A 17,451-nucleotide genomic window follows, 5' to 3' on the forward strand; every position below is an offset into this window, starting at 1 on the left:
CTCCTTCACTCTTTCCAAACTACATGATACTCTGGTGTACTTTTTATCACATCGTATGCAAACGAGCAAACAGGATCTACCTTCTTCTTCTCTTTTCTTGCATAGTTGACGACGTGATCAACCAGATCTTTTCCGAGTCCCTGCTCTCGCTGGGCTGGTGTCACTTCTGTACTTGTGATGGTGATCACATTTTCATCCTCTTCAAAAAACAACTGGGCATCAGGGCTGTCCACACCACCGATATAAAATTCTCCTTTGGATTCATGTATTATTCTGTCCATTGTTATCACTCCTTTTATAAGAGCATACCCATTTTCCACCTGCGAAAAAACACCTGCCGGAATGATCCAGCAGGTGTTTATCTTTATGCAGTCGGTTTCAGTTCTTCCTCCAGCGGAATATTACGATTCAATCCTTTCCTTGCGGCGATAAAGAATGCCGCTACAATCGCTACCGTAATGACGGCGGACAGGATATAGGAAATATTGATAGAAAGCCCGAAGCCGATCGGTGCATTAAGAATGTACGTAAAGGTAGCCATTGTCATAAATGTTGCCGGGATAGCTGCAATGAAATAGTTCTTCCTGGCAAGGAATAAATACATTGCTCCAACCCATAAGGCAATGACGGCCGTCGATTGGTTAGCCCAGGAGAAGTATCTCCAAAGCAGAGTGAAATCGACGCGGGTCAATACGAAGGAGATAACGAACAGCGGCAGGGCGATCCACAACCGGCTCATAATCTTCTTCTGGGAAATATTCAGGTAATCAGCAATGATCATTCGGGCACTTCGGAAAGCAGTATCTCCGGAAGTGATCGGGAGAATGATGACACCAAGGACGGCAAGCGTTCCGCCGACTGCTCCAAGCATAGCGATCGACACTTCGCTTACCACCGCAGCAGGTCCACCGGAAGCAAGCACTTCATTCAGACCGGTAGAGCCGTTGAACAAGCTCATGGCTGCAGCGGCCCAGATCATGGCGATAATTCCTTCTGCAATCATCATGCCGTAGAAGATGCGGCGCCCTTGCTTCTCCTGCTGAGTCGTACGGGAAATGATCGGCGTCTGAGTAGCATGGAAGCCGGAAAGAGCTCCGCAGGAAATAGTAAGAAACAACAGCGGGAAGATCGGCGCATTATCCGGGTGCATATTCGTAAGGCTGAGCTCAGGAATTGGTGCTCCTGTCACAATCAACGAGATGCCGACACCAAGAGCACTGACAACTAGAAGGGCGCCGAAGATCGGATAGAACCGCCCGATGATTTTATCGATCGGAAGCATCGTCGCCAACAGATAGTAAACGAAAATAGCTGCTAGAATTACAGGTAGAGACAACCAGCTGCTCGTCATATTGTGCAGAAGATCTGCAGGGGCGGTGACGAATACCGTTCCCACAAGGACCAGCAAAAGAATAGCAAAGGCATTCACCACATGCTTCATCACTTTACCAAGGAATTTACCGGCAAGCTCAGGAAGGTGCGCACCACGGTTACGGATCGAAATCATACCTGTCAAATAATCATGGACGGCACCGGCAAAGATACAGCCGAACACAATCCATAGAAACGCAACAGGACCGTATAAAGCACCAAGGATCGGACCGAAGATGGGACCGACACCGGCGATATTCAGTAATTGAATCAAGGAATTTCTCTTCTCTCCCATCGGCAGATAATCGACCCCGTCGCCGTGGGAATAAGCAGGCGTCTGACGTTTTTCATTGACACCGAAAACTTTCTCTACGTACTTACCATATGTGAAGTAACCGACAATTAAAATAGCAATACTGACCAGAAACGTAATCATGGATTTTCCTCCCCATCATTGTAATCGCTTACAAATAATGTACCAGGATAACGCTTTCATGAGTCATTTCCAGCTTAAGATGTCGAATAGGCGGTCCAACACGTCAAATACCCGTACTGAAAAACAGCACGGGTATTCCTATAGCTCTAATTGTTTACGCAAGCCTTTCACATAGTTTCTGCTGACAGACAGACGCTCCTCGGTTCCTTTCAATTCGAGCTGATACGCTCCGTTGAACCATGGAGTCAACCGATCGATATAGTCCAAGTTAACAAGATAGCTTTTGTGAATCCGATAAAAGGAATAAGACCGCAGCCGCTCTTCGATTTCCTTCAAAGGAGCCTTCGTCTCGTAGGTGCCGTTTCTTCCTGCAATCTTGGTCACCCGCCCATCGCGGTACACATACATGATATCTCCGGGGTCGATGTAATCAATACGCTCCTCCCCCTCGACAGCAAGCCTTGACGGGCCGGTTTGAGACAAAGTTTCCGTTTCCGGCTGCATCAGCCGGATCACCCGTTCCACCGTCTCGTTCAGGCGCTCTTCCTCAAACGGCTTCAATAGATAGTCCACCGCCTGGTGACGGAACGCTTCGACAGCAAAATCGGGATATGCCGTTGCAAACACAATAATGGGCTGTTTCTTTAATTCCTGAACAGCTTTCGCTACTTCCATGCCGTCCATCTTCGGCATCTCCACGTCCAGGAATAATACGTCCGGTTGAAGCTGGAGCGTCTTCATCACCGCTTCTTCTCCGGACCCTGCTTCTCCTACCACTTCGAGCTCTGGGTATTGATCCAGAAGAAAGTTCAATTCTTCTCTGCTGAAACGTTCATCATCAACGATCACTACACGTATTTTCTCCATCATCGTGTAATCTCCTGCCTTTCCACGGGCAATAAAAACGTAATTTCCGTACCCGCTCCATGCTCACTTTTAATCGAAAGTGTGGATCCTTTTCCATGCATGTGCTCCAACCGTCTGTTCACGTTATAAATACCAAAGCCGGTACCATTATGTGAATCGACGTAATCTGTTCCGAGCGTTTCCAAGCGTTCGGGATCGATCCCCGTGCCATTATCTTCTATGGAGACACGGACGCCGTCCTCCTCTGCTTTGACAGAAATCCGGATAACCGCTTCTCCATCCTGATCTTTAATTCCATGCTTCATACAGTTCTCCACTAAGGGTTGAAGCGTCAATGGGGCTATCCTTGCTGTCAAAGCAGCTTCATCTACGTCGTAATAGACGTGGAGCCGGTCCACAAATCGTGTCTCTTCGATCAACAGGTATGCCTTCACATGCTTCAATTCTTCTTCTAAGGTAATCCAGGTTTTCCGTGTCGCATTGAGGTTCTGGCGGAAGAACTTAGAGAGCGCTATTAACAAGGAGCGGGCACGGTCCGGCTCTGTTCTCGTCAAGGATACGATTACGTTTAAGGAATTGAACAGAAAATGCGGATTCACCTGCGCCTGGAGAGCTTTCACTTCCGCTTCTCTAGCAAGTTCCTGCGCTCTTTCCGCATCGGCAAGTTCCAGTTGTTGGCTGAGGAGCGCACTCAACCCTTGAATCAACTCAATCAGTACATTGGATATATCCTTTTCGGAACGCACATAGAATTTCAACGTGCCCACTACTTCCTGCCGCTTCATCAGCGGAGCGATGACTGCCGCTCCTAATGGGCATCCTGCCGTTTGACAATGAATCTCTTCGTGACCTGCTATCGCCATCTTTCCGTCTCTGATGACCTGCTTCGTCGCATCTGTCTGAATCGGAACTCCGGACTTATGATGATCATCAGCAAGACCTACATGGGCAAGGATATCATTCTTATCCGTCATGGAAATTGCGCTGACATCCACTTCTTCATAAATGATACGGCAGGCCTGTCCTGCCGACTGGGCAGACAATCCTTTTCTTAAATGAGAAACGGTGGACTCCGCCAGCTTTAATGCTTTCTGAGCTTGAAGAGCTCCTACTTTCTCTTCTTCATGAAGCACATTCCGTATGATTAACAGGAACAATGCAGCCCCGACACCGTTCGCGGCAATCATGGGTAAGCCGATTTCCTGAACAAGCCCCCACGCTCTTGAAAAAGGGGACGCAGTAAGGAGAATGATGCCCATCTGCACCGTCTCCGCCAATGCACCGACGAGCAGGGCCGTTGTCAGCTTCAATGGTCTGTCTTTCTTATGGAACAAGCCGGCAAGGAGCCCGGCCACGACAGCAGAGATTCCGCAGGCAAGACCGGTGAAACCACCAAGAGAAAACCGGTGCAGCCCCGCGATTACGCCTGCGCCGATTCCAATCCGGTACCCTCCGAATAATCCGGCAGCCACAATTCCGATGACTCTGGAATTAGCAAGCGCTTCCGATTCTCCTAAATTAAAGGCCCACCTCCCGAAATCCAATGAATTCGTATTGTAGGTAATCCCTGTATAGGTGCCGATGATACCGAACACCCCGAAAAAGACGACAGCCATGAACTGCTGTCCGGAATCCAAGGTCTTTTTATCGATCAGTTCCCGAAAAAAACGGAACCTCGTTATGATGAAAGCGACGGTCACGATGATACCGAGTCGCTCCAACATGGGAAGGAACAGTTCAAACATCGCTCGCCTTCCTCTCTGTACTTTTTTCACTTATTGTACCATGTTTGAAAACGGTTCATGTAAAGGAGCAAAACGAGATATATTCAGAAAATACAGGCAATCCCCCGCTTTCTTTGGTACACTTTTGGAAATGAGGTGATCCTAATGATGAAGAAAATAGCTATTATTCAAATGAACATTGTACTTGGCGACCCGGAGGCAAACCGGAAAGCGGCAGCTGTAAAAATCAAAGAGGCAGCTGAAAACGGGAGCTCTGTAATTGTGTTACCTGAACTATGGACGACGGGTTACGATCTATCCCGTTTCGATGAACTTGCAGAAACGATGAGTGGACCAACACATCTGTTAATGAAAGAAATGGCATGTGATTATGAAGTGACCATTATGGGATCGGTTGCCGAACGGGAAGATGACGTCTTTTACAACACATTTGTCGCGTATGACCCCTCGGGTGAGCGGATCCTGTCCTATCGAAAAGCCCACCTGTTCCGACTGATGGACGAAGAAAAGTTCCTGGAATCAGGGAACGAGAAAGGCTTGTTCCATTTGGAGGGCGCTCCGCTGGCCGCCGTTATCTGTTACGATATCCGCTTTCCGGAATGGCTGCGTTCCCATATGATTCATGGAGCCAAAGCACTGTTCGTCACTGCCGAATGGCCGAAGCCGCGCGTGGATCATTGGCGAAATCTTCTGATCAGCAGAGCGATTGAAAACCAGTGCTTCGTGATCGCCTGCAACCGTGTCGGCTCTGATGAAGCCAACACATTCCGCGGCCATTCCGTCATCATCGACCCATGGGGGAAAGTACTTGCCGAAGCTGGGTCCGAAGAAGAAATCCTATACGCAGAAGTAAATTGGGAAGCTGTAGAGGATATCCGAAAACAAATTCCTATTTTCCAGGACCGACGCCCGGATTTATATGAATAAAAAAGAACCTTGCATCGATTACTCCGGTGCAAGGTTCTTCTTATAAGCAGGTTCCTGATAAAAATAGTTCGGTGTTTCGATCCGGTTCTCATAACTGGAATGAAAAATGTGCGTCGAAGCAGGAGAAACCGGCGGAATCAGCCAAGACCAATCGCCGGTGACTTCACGGCCGCATTGGTGCTCTTTGTTCTCAAAGAGCTGGAATTGTTGAGCTGCCGTATGGTGATCAACCACGCTTACCTTATCTTCTTTGTAAGAATGGAGGACTGCCTGATTAAGCTCAATCAAGGCCCGATCCTTCCATAGCGTTCTATTCCTTTTCGTATCGAGCCCCATCGCTTCTGCAACAACAGGAAGCAGATTATAGCGGAATTCGTCTGCCAAGTTTCTGGCCCCAATTTCTGTTTCCATGTACCATCCGTTAAACGGCGCCGCTGTATAATGGATGCCGCCTATTTCCAAGCGCATATCGGAAATCACAGGCACAGCATGCCAACGAAGACCAAGGTCTTCGAACCACTCCAACTCCGGGTGACGAAGAGACACTTCCAATATGCTTTCCTGTGGAATATCAAACATCTCAGGTTCCTGATCACCGATTTGAACGAGAAGAGGCAGGACATCGAACGCCCCCCCTGAACCGGACCAGCCCCGCGCCATACACTCTTTCGTTATATCGATGGAAGCAGGATCCCCGACAATACCGCTTTCCTCTTCATAACCAGCGTATCGGATCAGCTGGTGATTCCATATTCGTACGGCTCCCTCTTCTTGTTCCGGTCGAAATATAGTGATGGTGGAGCGGATTCTTCCGTTATTCGTAGCATAATCCAGATGATCAATAAGAGCATGGAAGATATCCTCTTCTGTATTCAGGTGACGACGGTCAAACACCTTCAAACTGTTCCAGAATAATCGGCCGATACACCGGTTGCTGTTTCTCCAAGCGGCTTTCGCACCGTACTCCAGCTCTTCAAAAGTGTGGGTATAGGTCCCTGTCAGGCTGATCTCCTGTTTTATCTGCTCAAGCCTCTCTTCCGAACCGGTCGCCCCTTGTTCATGGTAGTATTGGCGGATGAACGATTCCGCTTTTTCATATAGATCTATATTCACAGCTTGAATCCTCCTGTACGTTCCTTACTGCTTTTATCCTACCATAAATGGTGGAACCTCTAGTAAGAAACGCTTATTCAGCTCGACGGGAAGCCTGTTGTATCGGATCCCATACGCTGTTGAACGGAGGAGCATACGATAAATCCAGGTCCTGAAGATCATCCACTGTCATGTCATGATAGAGAGCGGTTGCAAGGACATCCACCCTTTTATCCACACCCCTTCCTCCGATGATCTGCCCGCCGAGCAGACGCCGGGAAGACTGGTGATAGACGAGCTTTACCGTCATCGGATCATCCTTGGAATAATAGCCGGCTGCATGGGTGGAATCGATGGTGACCGACAAATGAGGAATCTTCTCCCTCTCTGCTTCTTTAGCACTTAAACCTGTTCGTCCAAGGGACAAGTGGAAGAATTTCAGAATAGAGGTCCCGACAATTCCGTGAAACGACTTGTGCTGGTCAACCATATTCAACCCGGCAATCTGCCCCTGTTTGTTCGCATGCGTACCAAGGGGTATATAATCAAGCTTCTGTTTGACCCGGTGGTACTGCATAGCGCAGTCACCAGCAGCATAGATGTCGAGAATACTTGTCTCCATAAAGGCATTGACCGAAACAGCATCCTTCAGACCCTTGAAGATGCCTGTTCCCTCAAGAAAAGAAGTATTAGGCGTCACACCGACTGCTACGATGACAAGGTCCGTGTCATACTCCCCTTGATCTGTACAAACGGTACGAACCCGCCCTTCCCCGCGGAAGGCTTCTACCGACTCATTAAGATGCAGATCCACTCCGTGCTTTTCCGCTTCCTCATGGATGGAGGAGGCCATTTCCTCATCAAACATTTCACCGAGCTGGGACCCCCGCTGAATCAGGCGGACTTCCTTACCGATCGTTACGAAACTTTCCGCCAACTCAAGTCCGATATAACCGCCCCCAATGATTGTCACTCGTTTCGTATCGGGAGTCATGTCTTTCCTAATGGCCTCCACATCCGGGATCGTCTTCAAGGTGTAAATGCCGGGAAGATCCTTTCCCTCCCATGGCGGCAGAACAGGAGAAGCACCGGAAGCAATTAATAGCCTGTCGTACTTTTCTTCAAAGGCTTCCCCGGTTCTGTCGTCGGTTCCATGGACGACCTTTCGATCACAATCCACCTTCTCGACCAAGTGGTTCGTCCGCACGTCGATTCCGTATTTAGACCGAAACGTCTCCGGGTCACGTGCGATTAAGTCTTCCGCATCGTCCACGTCTCCACTCAGTACATAAGGCAGGCCGCACTGACCGTAGGACGTTATTTCTCCCCTCTCAAACACGATGATTTCATGACCTTCACTATTGCGTACTATCTGCATCGCTGCACTCATCCCCGCAGCATCTCCTCCGATGATCAGTAACTTCATCTGCTTTCACCTCATCCTTATCTGCTTTCCTATTCTTTGCACCTATTGTTCCCACACGCGTCATCATCATGTTACACTATCTTTAATGTTTTTTTGTTCGACTTTTCCAACAACTAACCGAGGTGATACCTATGAAACAATTCCCGCAATCCAAAGCGTTAAAGCGTCTTCCTGATCAATTTTTCGCTACACTGATCGATAAACTGGCCGCATTTGAGAAAGAAGCGACCATGGAGGTCCTTAACTTGGGACAGGGAAACCCAGACCAGCCGACCCCGAATCATATCGTAGAATCGCTCCAGCAAGCTTCTGAAAATCCGGAATATCACAAATATCCACCCTTCCACGGTTTCGATTTCCTGAAAAACGCCGTCTCCGAGTACTATCAGCGGGAGTACGGGGTCGATATCGATCCAAAGACAGAGGTAGCCATCCTCCCTGCCAGTAAAACCGGCCTGGTGGAATTATGCCAATGTTTACTTGATCCGGGTGATATCGCGCTGGTTCCAGATCCCGGGTACCCGGATTATTGGTCTGGAATTGAAATGGTCGGCGCGGAAATGAAGTCCATGCCCCTTCTGGAAGAGAACGATTTTCTGCCGGATTACGACCAGATCGATGAAGAGAGCTTCCAAAAAGCGAAAATGATGTTCCTCAATTACCCTAATAACCCGACCGGTGCGATCGCCGATCGTGAATTTTTCGAACGGACCATTGCGGAAGCCGAGAAAAACGATGTCTGTGTCATCCACGACTTCGCCTACGGGGCGATTGGATTCGACGGAAAGAAACCTCTCAGCTTCATGGAAGTCGATGGTGCCAAGAACGTCGGAGTCGAAGTATATACCATGTCCAAAACCTATAACATGGCCGGGTGGCGTGTCGGGTTCGCTGTAGGCAATCCAAGTGTCATCGAAGCGCTTGAGCTTATTCAGGATCACTACTTCTGCAGCTTATTCGGTGCCTTACAGGAAGCATCCGCCACCGCTCTACTCAGCTCCCAGGCGTGCGTCCATGAACTGAGAGATACGTATGAAGAGCGACGTGACCTCCTCGTTACCGGTTTAAAAGAAGCTGGATACAACGTCATGCCGTGCAAAGGGTCCTTCTTCGTATGGCTCAAAGTCCCGGAAGGATACGACTCCCAATCTTTTGCAGATGCCCTTTTACAAAAAGTCGGGTTGTTCGTAGCTCCCGGAGTCGGATTCGGTACTCACGGGGAAGGATACGTACGGATCGGACTCAACAATTCCGAAGAGAAGCTTCAGGAATCTGTCCGCCGATTCGAGGAATTCCTTTCCTACACGGAAGCATAAAAAAAGACGAGCGCTTATATGGAGCGCTCGTCTTTTTATTGTCGCTGCAGCGGCATCGAGCAGCATCGGAAAGACCCGCCGGATTTAATGATCTCTGAAAAATCGACCGGGACGACTTCAAAGCCTTCCGACTGCAGGACCCCGTTCAACCGATCGTTTTGAGGAAGACTGATTACTCGTCCTTCTCCGATGGAAAGCACATTCGGTCCCATATAAAACTGCTCTTTCTTTGTAACAGGTATCAGTCGAAAGCGTGACTTGATCTTCTCCAGTCCTTCTTTCGTGAATGCGGGAGGATAAATGATCGCTGTCTCAGGGCTTATGATATTAAAAACACAGTCCAGATGAAGGATGTCTTCCTGCAGGCAGAGCGGCTCCATGCGATAATCCGGAAGGCGGGCGGCCAGTTCACTTGCCCCTTCTTCGCTCGTCCTCCCGCTTATCCCCACCCAGATCGTATCCTCGTCGATGATGACGTCTCCGCCTTCAATAGAGGACGACAACGGCCTTTCTGCAGGGATACCTTCTTGTGTCAGCCACTTCGATAACGCTTCGGTTTCGCCTCTTCTTACGGCCTGTTTCATGGAGGCGATGAAAAGCCGGTCGTGAATGGTAAAGGCAATATCTCTTGTAAACACCTGCTCATTCAGCCGGTGTTCTGCTGGTATTTCCAACACTTCTACACCGAATTCCTGCAGGACACGGGCAAAGGCTTCATGCTGCTTTAAAGCAATGCTGGTATCGATACCAACGTCACCATAGTGCTTCTGCGTTTCGTTAATGACCTCTCCAATTTTCATATAAGCCGGTTTGCAAACAAGTACTTTCTTAAGTGTCGCATATTCCGTCCTGCAACCCACTTTTTCACTTTCCGTCACACCTTCCATCTTGCCCACCCTCCAATTTCTACTTATGCTCAACCATTCCCTTATCTTTCTTACGTTAACCAATTATTCGACAAAACATGTTTGAAATCCTTTGAGGAACGTTGCCCAACCCTTTTTCATAACTTGTGGAGGAAGCGATGATTCTTTCGCTGGAACAATCCTTGAAGGAGGGGACGGACATGAATCATTTCAAGAATGACCTGCAGAACTTGAACGTCGGGGAATACCGTGCTCAACCATTAACACCAAACGATCAGGCAAATGTGTACGGCAACGACGCCCGCTTGTGTGTATTCGGTTGTTTCGGATGCTTTAACTGCTTCCGATGTGCTGGTTGTGGTGGTTGTGGCGGATGCGGAGGTTGTGCCGGTTGTGCAAGATGCGGCGGGTGCGGTGGATGCGCCCGTTGTGGCGGATGCGCAAGATGCGGCCGTTAAGGAGATGAGATTGATCGACCCCTGCTGTGTTCGGTGCAGGGGTTTTTTCTATTCATAAGAGACAAACAGCTCTACATAGAATCAAAATGGAGTATGGTTTACGGACGAGGAGGAGGAGAATGACTCAATTAGCACCGTCGATGCGGCCGAAACTGAAAAAAGGGACCTTTTATATGCCGGAATCCGAAGACATTATGTATTTCCGTAACAATAATGGATCATTTCGTATGGAAGGGGGAAGCATCACGACCTGGATCGATAAACTGGTTCCCATGTACACGGGGGAACACACCCTGAAGAGCCTGATGGAAGGCCTTCCTGAGGCGTATGCACAGCGAATCCACGACATCACCTCCACCCTTTTCCACAATGGGTTTCTACGGGACACGGCATCGGACAAATCTCACCATCTGCCTGTTCACGCAGCAAAAAAATTCGGCTCACAGCTGGAGTATTTGGAGACTCGTGCAGATTCCCCGGGATGGCACATGGAACAATGGCGAAGGAAGCGCGTGCTTATCCTTGCAGAGGGGCGCAAAGCCACTACCCTTACTACCGCCCTGCTGCAATCCGGATTGACGTCCATCCATGTCCATATGACCGAAAAGAATCAGAAGGAGTTCTCGAAAATGAAAGAGCTCGGAACCAGGGAAGCAGCTAACGATCCGGACATAAACCTGCAGATTTCCTTCTCTCAAACGGGCAGCTGGAAAAAGTTCATCCATGACGTTGATGCCGTTTTGTTTGCCGGTGCAGCCCAAGAGCGCGAAAAATGCGAATCCATCTATAAGTTCTGTTGTGAACATGAAACTCCATTCTTTGCCTTGATTGATTTAGGAAGGAAAGCGATGGCCGGACCCGTCATCCACTCTGAAGACGGAGGATGGACATCGATTTGGAAACACCTCCCGGCGGATTGGGTCAGCGACAATGCCCCACCGTTCTCTGGTGTGACGGATGGACTCCTTGCCCATTCCCTGGTCTTTGAATGGTTCAAGCATGAAGCAGGCATTAACGAGCCTTATCATTCGAACTATTTCTATATCCTTGATAAAGAAACGCTGGAAGGTGACTGGCACTCCTGCAAGCCGCTCCCCCGTATGATGCACTCGAAAATCATGAGGAAAACGCCGACCACCAGGACAGAAACGAAAGATCTGCTTCTTTATTTCCAATCCTTAGCGGAATCCCCTCTTGGGATCTTTCATTATTGGGAGGAAGGGGACGCAGAGCAGCTTCCTTTATCGCGCTGTACCATTCAGGTAAAAAGTGCCGGCAGCGATTTCCCCGCCCTTCTTCCAGCGGTGAATGTCGCAGCCTTAACCCATGAAGATGCAAGGTGTGAGGCGGGGCTTGCAGGAATTGAACGGTATCTCCACTCCATGCAGTCTCAAGGAGAGCAGATGTCGATCGGAGCGGGCGGCTCGATACACGAAGCATCCCTGCGCGCTGTGCATTACTGGCTTCAGAAGCAGACGTTCCGTAAACGAGGAGAATACTTGGTTTTCGACGATGTAAGCGATCCGGAATGTCGTTACTACTTGAGAGCTTTACAAATGGTCCGTCCGGAAATGGAATGGATATTGAGTGAAAGCGAAGCCGGTTTTCCTGTCATTTGGCAGAAATCCAAAAGAGGTGCCTGGCATGGGTGCAGCGGCGCAAACCTGACACTGGCCATACGGGAAGCGGGCAAACTCGCCTTGTGCGAAGACATACGTCCCCCTAAGGGTACTTACGAACAAATAACCGCTGCATCAACCATTTCCGTAAATATTCCGTCTATCCATGAAGAGAAAGTTTTAATTGATCAAGTAAACCAAAGCTTGGAGAAGAACGGAAAAAAACTGGAATTCGTAGAAGTCCATGCTTCTCCGTTTACCGAAGACGGAGTCGTAGCCGTCTGCGGCGTTGTAGAGAAGGAGGAGAAGACATGACTCCATCGGTTACCCTTATTGGAAATGGAAGGTTGGCGGCGTGTATTCAGGAAGAATGGAACCTTCCGAATGATCTTCTGTATATGTCTTCCTGGCAGGAGAATTGGACACAGGAAACAGACTTATTGATTCTTGCGGATGACCACTGGAATCCAAGACTGCATCTTCAGGCAGAAAAAGCCGCAAGAGAAAACCACATTCCATGGGTGCGTTCCTTTTTTTCCTTCGGAGAAGGTATAATTGGTCCATTCGTTCAGCCGGAGAGAAAAGGATGCTCCCAATGTGCCGATTACCGCCGGCGTATGGCTTCTAATCATCGAAGAGACCTCTCTTCTATAAAGCATTTTCTTGTTGAAACGGGAAGAACTACCGAAGAATGCCCGGATCCGTTCCGTATCAGGAGCATGGCCATTATGCTGATAGAAGAGGTTAGAGCATGGGCGGAAGACAGACCGTTACGCACCACAGACCATATTGCCTTGTTTTCCACCCAAACAATGAAGCGTTCTTTGCATTATGTTCTTCCGGATTCGAATTGCTTCGTCTGCGGCACGGTTCCGGTTGACGACAGGGAGAATGCAAAAATCGATATACAATCAAACAGAAAAATATCGAGCACCACCTTTCGGACGAAGACGATGGAAGAACTCAGCCGATCCCTTTCAAATGATTACCTGGATACTCAGACCGGCTTACTTAACAGTAGAATGATAGAGCTTGACACACCGTTTTCCGATGTCATCGTCAACCTGCCTCTTCCACACGCAGATGAAGGGTCGGCAGGAAGAACCAATTCCTTTCAAATGAGTGAGAATACAGCGATTCTTGAGGGACTGGAACGATTCTGCGGAACAGATCCAAAAGGAAAAAGAACGACGGTTTACGATTGCTTTCAGAACCTTCCTTCCGCAGTCCATCCATTTTCATTAGGGGTGCACGCCGCAGAAGATTATGAAACAGAAAACCACCCGTTCACTCCTTTCGATCCTGAACGGAAAACGAACTGGGTATGGGGGTATTCCTTCCTTCGCAAGGAACCCGTATTGGTTCCGGAAAGGCTCGCCTATTACAGCACCGGTTGCGGAGATGGATTTGTCTTTGAAACATCCAACGGCTGTGCGATCGGGGGAAGCAGAGAGGAAGCGATTTTTTACGGAATCATGGAAGTACTGGAGAGAGATTCTTTCCTCCTCTCCTGGTATGCCAGGCTTCCACTTAAGAGGATAGATCCCTCCACTATACCTGATCAGGAATTACAATGGATGCTGCTGCGATTAGAAGAGATTTCGGGTTATGATCTCCACCTCTATGACGCAACGATGGAGCATGGAATTCCGAGTGTATTTACAATCATTAAAAATCGAAATCAAAAGGAGGAGCGACTGAATCTCCTATGTGCCGGCGGTGCACACCTCGATCCGATCAAAGCCATTAAAGGGGCATTGTTTGAAAGTGCAGGAATGATCGAACCGTTGAACAAAATATTCCGCCGGAATAAAGCATCCTATATGCCGATGCTCCATGATGATGCATTGGTTAGAAGTATGGATGACCATGGCATGCTGTATGGGGTGAAAGAAGCAGAAAAACGGCTGGATTTTCTGCTCCAGCAAAAATTGCCAGGGCATACATTCAGTGAATGTTACTCTCCTCCGCCCCGCCGGGAGGACTTGAAAGAGGACCTGATGGATGTCCTGCAACGTCTGCACCTTAACGATTTAGATGTCATCGTTGTGGATCAAACAACGGAAGAAATACGAAAAAACGGGCTTCATTGTGTAAAAGTAATCATACCAGGGGCACTCCCAATGACATTCGGCCATCACCTCAGAAGAATCACTGGTTTGAAACGAGTATTAGAAGTACCGAAAGCCTTGGGATACAAAGAAAGAAAATTAAGATTGGAGGAACTGAATCCTCATCCACATCCATTTCCTTAGCAATCGACAGGAGGAGCTTCTATGCACCCCGAGTCCTTTCTGTACCGTCTCCATTTTCAAAGCCAGGCGGTCATCCCTTCCGACTGGGAGGTAGATTGGGAAGATGCCCCCCTTCCCTACAAACTGTATAAAGAACTGCCATCCTTCTTACTGGATCACCATATCCCTTTGAACCCAAGCCCTCTAGGCAGAAGGAAATTAGAAGGGGCGGAATGGATCGGCCATTTTCTTTGGTTCGCATATGGACTCACCCAGTTTGCCCACACGGCGACGCCGGCAGACTCGGAGGAGAAGACATCTACATCCTTCCCTTCGCTTCGCCGCTTCGCACCTTCAGGAGGAGGACTGTATCCGAGCGAGCTGTATCTTTATGTAAAAGAGACGCCTTTTGCACAAGGCGTCTACCATTATGATGCCGCCCATCATCGTCTCGTATTAATAAGAGAAGGAAACTTCGATGACTATATAACGAAAACCCTTGGACTTCGTCTGGATGTTTCTTCATGCAAAGCCGTATGTTTCATCACAACGGTATATTGGAAGAATTTCTTTAAATACCATAACTTCTCATTCCGGCTGCAAGGCTTGGATGCGGGGGCAGTAATCAGCCAGACAGAGGAAACAGCACGTCAATTCGGCTTGCATTCACGTGTCCATCTTTCGTTCCTTCATAAGGCAGCTGATCACCTGCTCGGCCTCAATCGTCTGGAAGAAACGACGCTGGGCATCCTGGCGTTATCGGAACAAGAGATACCTGCTGCAACTGGGAAGGAAGAGCTTACAGGTGCATCTCTAATCGAGGAAATCCCAGCGGTGCAGACAACGTGTTACCAACGGTCGAAACATATAAAACCACACCAGGATATCCTCCAGCTCCATGAAGCAGCCGTTCTATCTTCTTCTTCCCTCTTCCGTACCAATGCATCCGTACCGCAGCAAGAAAAATACGGTAAAGACATTTATCCACTCTCTGAGTCGCGCGCCACCACCTCTTCCTTCAAAGATGCATGTATGAACCGCTGCTCGCCCGAAGGGGACTTTATAGATAGATCTATGGATGCCGGGAAAATAGCGGCCCTTTTGAAACAGTCCACTCTTCCGGATGTATCATCCATTTCCATCTATTTATGTATAAATGGTACTGACAGAATAGGTGCAGGAGCATACGAATACGACCCTGCCTCCCACTCTCTTCTAACCATAGAAAAAGGAGATTTCCGCCAGATGCTGCAGTCCGGGATGACCATGCATAACGTCCCGCTTCACCATACGCCTTTATGCATTCATGTGGCAGGAGCAAGGAATGTAGACGCAGGCGGTTATCGGATGCAGTTGATTCATGCCGGAAGGGTGATGCAGCGAATATTACTGGCAGCGAGCGCTTTAGGAATGAACGGACACCCCCTGCTTGGATTTCACGTTCCCATTCCCGACTCGATTTATCAATTAGACATCCGGAACCAGACGACACTCATCCAGATTCCGATCGGTTACCATACCCCGAAAAGCAGACTGTCCGGTGTTCTCCATGCCTAAAAAAACCCTGCGTCTTTGTCGGACGCAGGGTCTCCTTATTAAAATGGGTACTCACGGTATCCATTCATAACACCAATCCATTTGACAGTCGTAAATTTATCCAATGCCCACTCGCCATTAAAACGGCCGAGCCCGGATTCTTTTTCTCCGCCAAAGGCGACATGAGCTTCATCGTTCACTGATTGATCATTAATGTGAATCATACCGGTTTCAATTTGCTTGGCAACCTCCACTCCTCTGTGGATATCTGTCGTAAAGACGGAGCCGCTGAGACCATAGGGAGAACCGTTGGCTATTTCAATCGCTTCTTCTTCGGAAGACGCCTTAATTACTGCTCCCACTGCTCCAAACACCTCATTTTGAGCAATCGGCATATCATTGGTCACTCCAGTAAGGATAGTTGGGTGAAAAACATTCCCTTCCGCTTTTCCGCCTGTAAGGATTTCCGCTCCTTGCTCCACACTCGCGTTCATATCTTTCTGAATGCGTTCTACCGCATCTCTGTTAATTAAGGGACCGACCACTGTATCTTTTTCTCCCGGGTCGCCTACCTTCAGGCTTTCCACCTTTTGCTTAAACTTTTCAACGAATTCATCATGGACACGTTCATGAACAATGATCCGGTTTAACGACATACAGATCTGACCCTGATGCAGGAACTTCCCGAATGTCGCCGCCTGAACCGCACGATCGATATCCGCATCCTCTAATATGATCATTGCATTGTTACCACCGAGTTCCAACGCCGTATCTTTAATATGCTTTCCAGCCAATTCACCTATGTGGCTCCCTACCTCTGTCGAACCAGTGAAGGAAATTAATTTTGCATAAGGGTGTGTTACAAACGCATCCCCGATTTCCGATCCGCGCCCTACTACGACATTGATCACTCCTTCAGGGAATCCCGCTTCTTCAAAGAGGTCGGCAATCAAGAGCCCCGATGTCGCCGGCGCGTCAGAGGCCGGTTTAACGACGACTGTGTTTCCCGTAGCAAGTGCCGGCGCAATTGAACGAACAGCTAAATGAAGCGGGAAATTCCATGGACCAATGACACCGATCACACCTTTAGGCGAACGGTATATCCTATTCTCTTTCCCCGGAGTATTAGACGGAAGGATCTGTCCAGCCATACGGTTGGGGAACGTAGCCGATTCCCTGATAATTCCTACAGTCGCTTGAAATTCCACCTCGGCTTTAACCATCGTACTTCCCGATTCCTTGACGAGCCAGTCGACTATTTCACCTTTTCTATCTTGAACGACCTCCAGCAGGCGGTCGAAATAGCCCTGCTTTTCCCTTGGGGTTGTGTTCATCCAGTACTTCTGAGCTTGATAGGCAGCTTCATATGCTTCGTTCAAGTCTTCCTCATTTGCTGAGGGGATAGAAGCGATCGACTGTTCTGTGTAAGGATTAATATTTTCGACAAATTTATCGCTGGACCCATTCTTCCAGCGTCCGTTTATAAACTGTTTCGTAAATGTTTTAGGGCTCATTCTATTCACACTCCATTTCAAGATTTCCACAGGAGTATGATACC

General features: G+C 48.6%; 14 protein-coding genes. 6 read left to right on the forward strand and 8 right to left on the reverse strand.

Translation table 11 applies throughout. The features are described from left to right. Window positions 1-5 precede the first annotated feature (5 nt). The 4 genes from AXG56_RS17760 to AXG56_RS17775 all read right to left on the reverse strand — a co-directional run bounded on the left by AXG56_RS17760 (window position 6) and on the right by AXG56_RS17775 (window position 4,419). Window positions 6-281 (reverse strand): GNAT family N-acetyltransferase, encoded by a 276-nt coding sequence (locus tag AXG56_RS17760; RefSeq protein WP_062515733.1) that lies wholly within the window; start codon window positions 279-281, stop codon window positions 6-8. 83 nt (window positions 282-364) lie between these two features. Then, window positions 365-1,807, reverse strand: a complete 1,443-nt coding sequence (locus AXG56_RS17765; RefSeq protein ID WP_062515734.1) for a carbon starvation protein A — start codon at window positions 1,805-1,807, stop codon at window positions 365-367. Window positions 1,808-1,945: 138 nt separating this feature from the next. Next, complete coding sequence (locus AXG56_RS17770) at window positions 1,946-2,677, reverse strand: LytTR family DNA-binding domain-containing protein (protein WP_062515735.1); 732 nt, start codon at window positions 2,675-2,677, stop codon at window positions 1,946-1,948. Beyond that, entirely contained in the window at window positions 2,674-4,419 is a 1,746-nt protein-coding gene (locus AXG56_RS17775) for a sensor histidine kinase (protein ID WP_062515736.1), read from the reverse strand. Before AXG56_RS17775 ends, AXG56_RS17770 begins: the two co-directional genes overlap by 4 nt. Before the next feature lie 144 nt (window positions 4,420-4,563). On the opposite strand from AXG56_RS17775, the gene AXG56_RS17780 reads away from it, so the two are divergent. Beyond that, window positions 4,564-5,346 (forward strand): carbon-nitrogen family hydrolase, encoded by a 783-nt coding sequence (locus AXG56_RS17780; protein WP_062515737.1) that lies wholly within the window; start codon window positions 4,564-4,566, stop codon window positions 5,344-5,346. Window positions 5,347-5,364: 18 nt separating this feature from the next. On the opposite strand, the gene AXG56_RS17785 is transcribed toward AXG56_RS17780, so the two are convergent. After that, window positions 5,365-6,459, reverse strand: coding sequence for a nitric oxide synthase oxygenase (locus AXG56_RS17785; RefSeq protein WP_008633069.1), 1,095 nt, complete (start codon window positions 6,457-6,459; stop codon window positions 5,365-5,367). 73 nt (window positions 6,460-6,532) lie between these two features. Beyond that, complete coding sequence (locus AXG56_RS17790; protein ID WP_026577007.1) at window positions 6,533-7,864, reverse strand: FAD-dependent oxidoreductase; 1,332 nt, start codon at window positions 7,862-7,864, stop codon at window positions 6,533-6,535. Between the two features lie 131 nt (window positions 7,865-7,995). Here AXG56_RS17790 and AXG56_RS17795 point away from each other — a divergent pair, with 131 nt between their 5' ends. Beyond that, complete coding sequence (locus tag AXG56_RS17795) at window positions 7,996-9,180, forward strand: pyridoxal phosphate-dependent aminotransferase (protein ID WP_026577008.1); 1,185 nt, start codon at window positions 7,996-7,998, stop codon at window positions 9,178-9,180. A gap of 35 nt (window positions 9,181-9,215) precedes the next feature. On the opposite strand, the gene AXG56_RS17800 is transcribed toward AXG56_RS17795, so the two are convergent. Next, window positions 9,216-10,067 carry a dimethylarginine dimethylaminohydrolase family protein gene (locus AXG56_RS17800; protein WP_062515738.1) on the reverse strand — a complete coding sequence of 284 codons (852 nt, stop codon included), beginning with the start codon at window positions 10,065-10,067 and terminating at the stop codon, window positions 9,216-9,218. A gap of 179 nt (window positions 10,068-10,246) precedes the next feature. Here AXG56_RS17800 and AXG56_RS19240 point away from each other — a divergent pair, with 179 nt between their 5' ends. From AXG56_RS19240 to AXG56_RS17815, 4 genes are all read left to right on the forward strand, one after another. Then, a complete protein-coding gene (locus AXG56_RS19240) occupies window positions 10,247-10,504 on the forward strand; it encodes a heterocycloanthracin/sonorensin family bacteriocin (protein ID WP_081594805.1) in 258 nt (85 codons plus the stop codon). A 119-nt stretch (window positions 10,505-10,623) separates the two neighbouring features. After that, window positions 10,624-12,438 (forward strand): hypothetical protein, encoded by a 1,815-nt coding sequence (locus AXG56_RS17805; protein ID WP_062515739.1) that lies wholly within the window; start codon window positions 10,624-10,626, stop codon window positions 12,436-12,438. Next, the gene (locus tag AXG56_RS17810; RefSeq protein ID WP_062515740.1) at window positions 12,435-14,378 is read left to right on the forward strand and encodes a TOMM precursor leader peptide-binding protein; all 1,944 of its coding nucleotides are present in this window, start codon (window positions 12,435-12,437) and stop codon (window positions 14,376-14,378) included. The genes AXG56_RS17805 and AXG56_RS17810 overlap by 4 nt, the downstream gene beginning before the upstream one ends. A gap of 21 nt (window positions 14,379-14,399) precedes the next feature. Beyond that, window positions 14,400-15,914, forward strand: coding sequence for a SagB family peptide dehydrogenase (locus AXG56_RS17815; RefSeq protein WP_062515741.1), 1,515 nt, complete (start codon window positions 14,400-14,402; stop codon window positions 15,912-15,914). 38 nt (window positions 15,915-15,952) lie between these two features. On the opposite strand, the gene AXG56_RS17820 is transcribed toward AXG56_RS17815, so the two are convergent. Then, window positions 15,953-17,407, reverse strand: a complete 1,455-nt coding sequence (locus AXG56_RS17820) for an aldehyde dehydrogenase family protein (protein WP_008636279.1) — start codon at window positions 17,405-17,407, stop codon at window positions 15,953-15,955. Between the last annotated feature and the right edge of the window lie 44 nt (window positions 17,408-17,451).

Source organism: Halobacillus sp. KGW1, from assembly GCF_001592845.1.
Lineage (GTDB): Bacteria > Bacillota > Bacilli > Bacillales > Halobacillaceae > Halobacillus.

Excerpts from the sequence above, each read along its gene's own strand:
- AXG56_RS17795 (WP_026577008.1), top strand. The coding sequence starts at position 7,996 with ATGAAACAATTCCCGCAATCCAAAGCGTTAAAGCGTCTTCCTGATCAA.
- AXG56_RS17800 (WP_062515738.1), bottom strand. The coding sequence starts at position 10,067 with ATGGAAGGTGTGACGGAAAGTGAAAAAGTGGGTTGCAGGACGGAATAT.
- AXG56_RS17775 (WP_062515736.1), bottom strand. The coding sequence starts at position 4,419 with ATGTTTGAACTGTTCCTTCCCATGTTGGAGCGACTCGGTATCATCGTG.
- AXG56_RS17760 (WP_062515733.1), bottom strand. The coding sequence starts at position 281 with ATGGACAGAATAATACATGAATCCAAAGGAGAATTTTATATCGGTGGT.
- AXG56_RS17770 (WP_062515735.1), bottom strand. The coding sequence starts at position 2,677 with ATGATGGAGAAAATACGTGTAGTGATCGTTGATGATGAACGTTTCAGC.
- AXG56_RS19240 (WP_081594805.1), top strand. The coding sequence starts at position 10,247 with ATGAATCATTTCAAGAATGACCTGCAGAACTTGAACGTCGGGGAATAC.
- AXG56_RS17765 (WP_062515734.1), bottom strand. The coding sequence starts at position 1,807 with ATGATTACGTTTCTGGTCAGTATTGCTATTTTAATTGTCGGTTACTTC.
- AXG56_RS17780 (WP_062515737.1), top strand. The coding sequence starts at position 4,564 with ATGATGAAGAAAATAGCTATTATTCAAATGAACATTGTACTTGGCGAC.
- AXG56_RS17805 (WP_062515739.1), top strand. The coding sequence starts at position 10,624 with ATGACTCAATTAGCACCGTCGATGCGGCCGAAACTGAAAAAAGGGACC.
- AXG56_RS17810 (WP_062515740.1), top strand. The coding sequence starts at position 12,435 with ATGACTCCATCGGTTACCCTTATTGGAAATGGAAGGTTGGCGGCGTGT.
- AXG56_RS17815 (WP_062515741.1), top strand. The coding sequence starts at position 14,400 with ATGCACCCCGAGTCCTTTCTGTACCGTCTCCATTTTCAAAGCCAGGCG.
- AXG56_RS17790 (WP_026577007.1), bottom strand. The coding sequence starts at position 7,864 with ATGAAGTTACTGATCATCGGAGGAGATGCTGCGGGGATGAGTGCAGCG.
- AXG56_RS17820 (WP_008636279.1), bottom strand. The coding sequence starts at position 17,407 with ATGAGCCCTAAAACATTTACGAAACAGTTTATAAACGGACGCTGGAAG.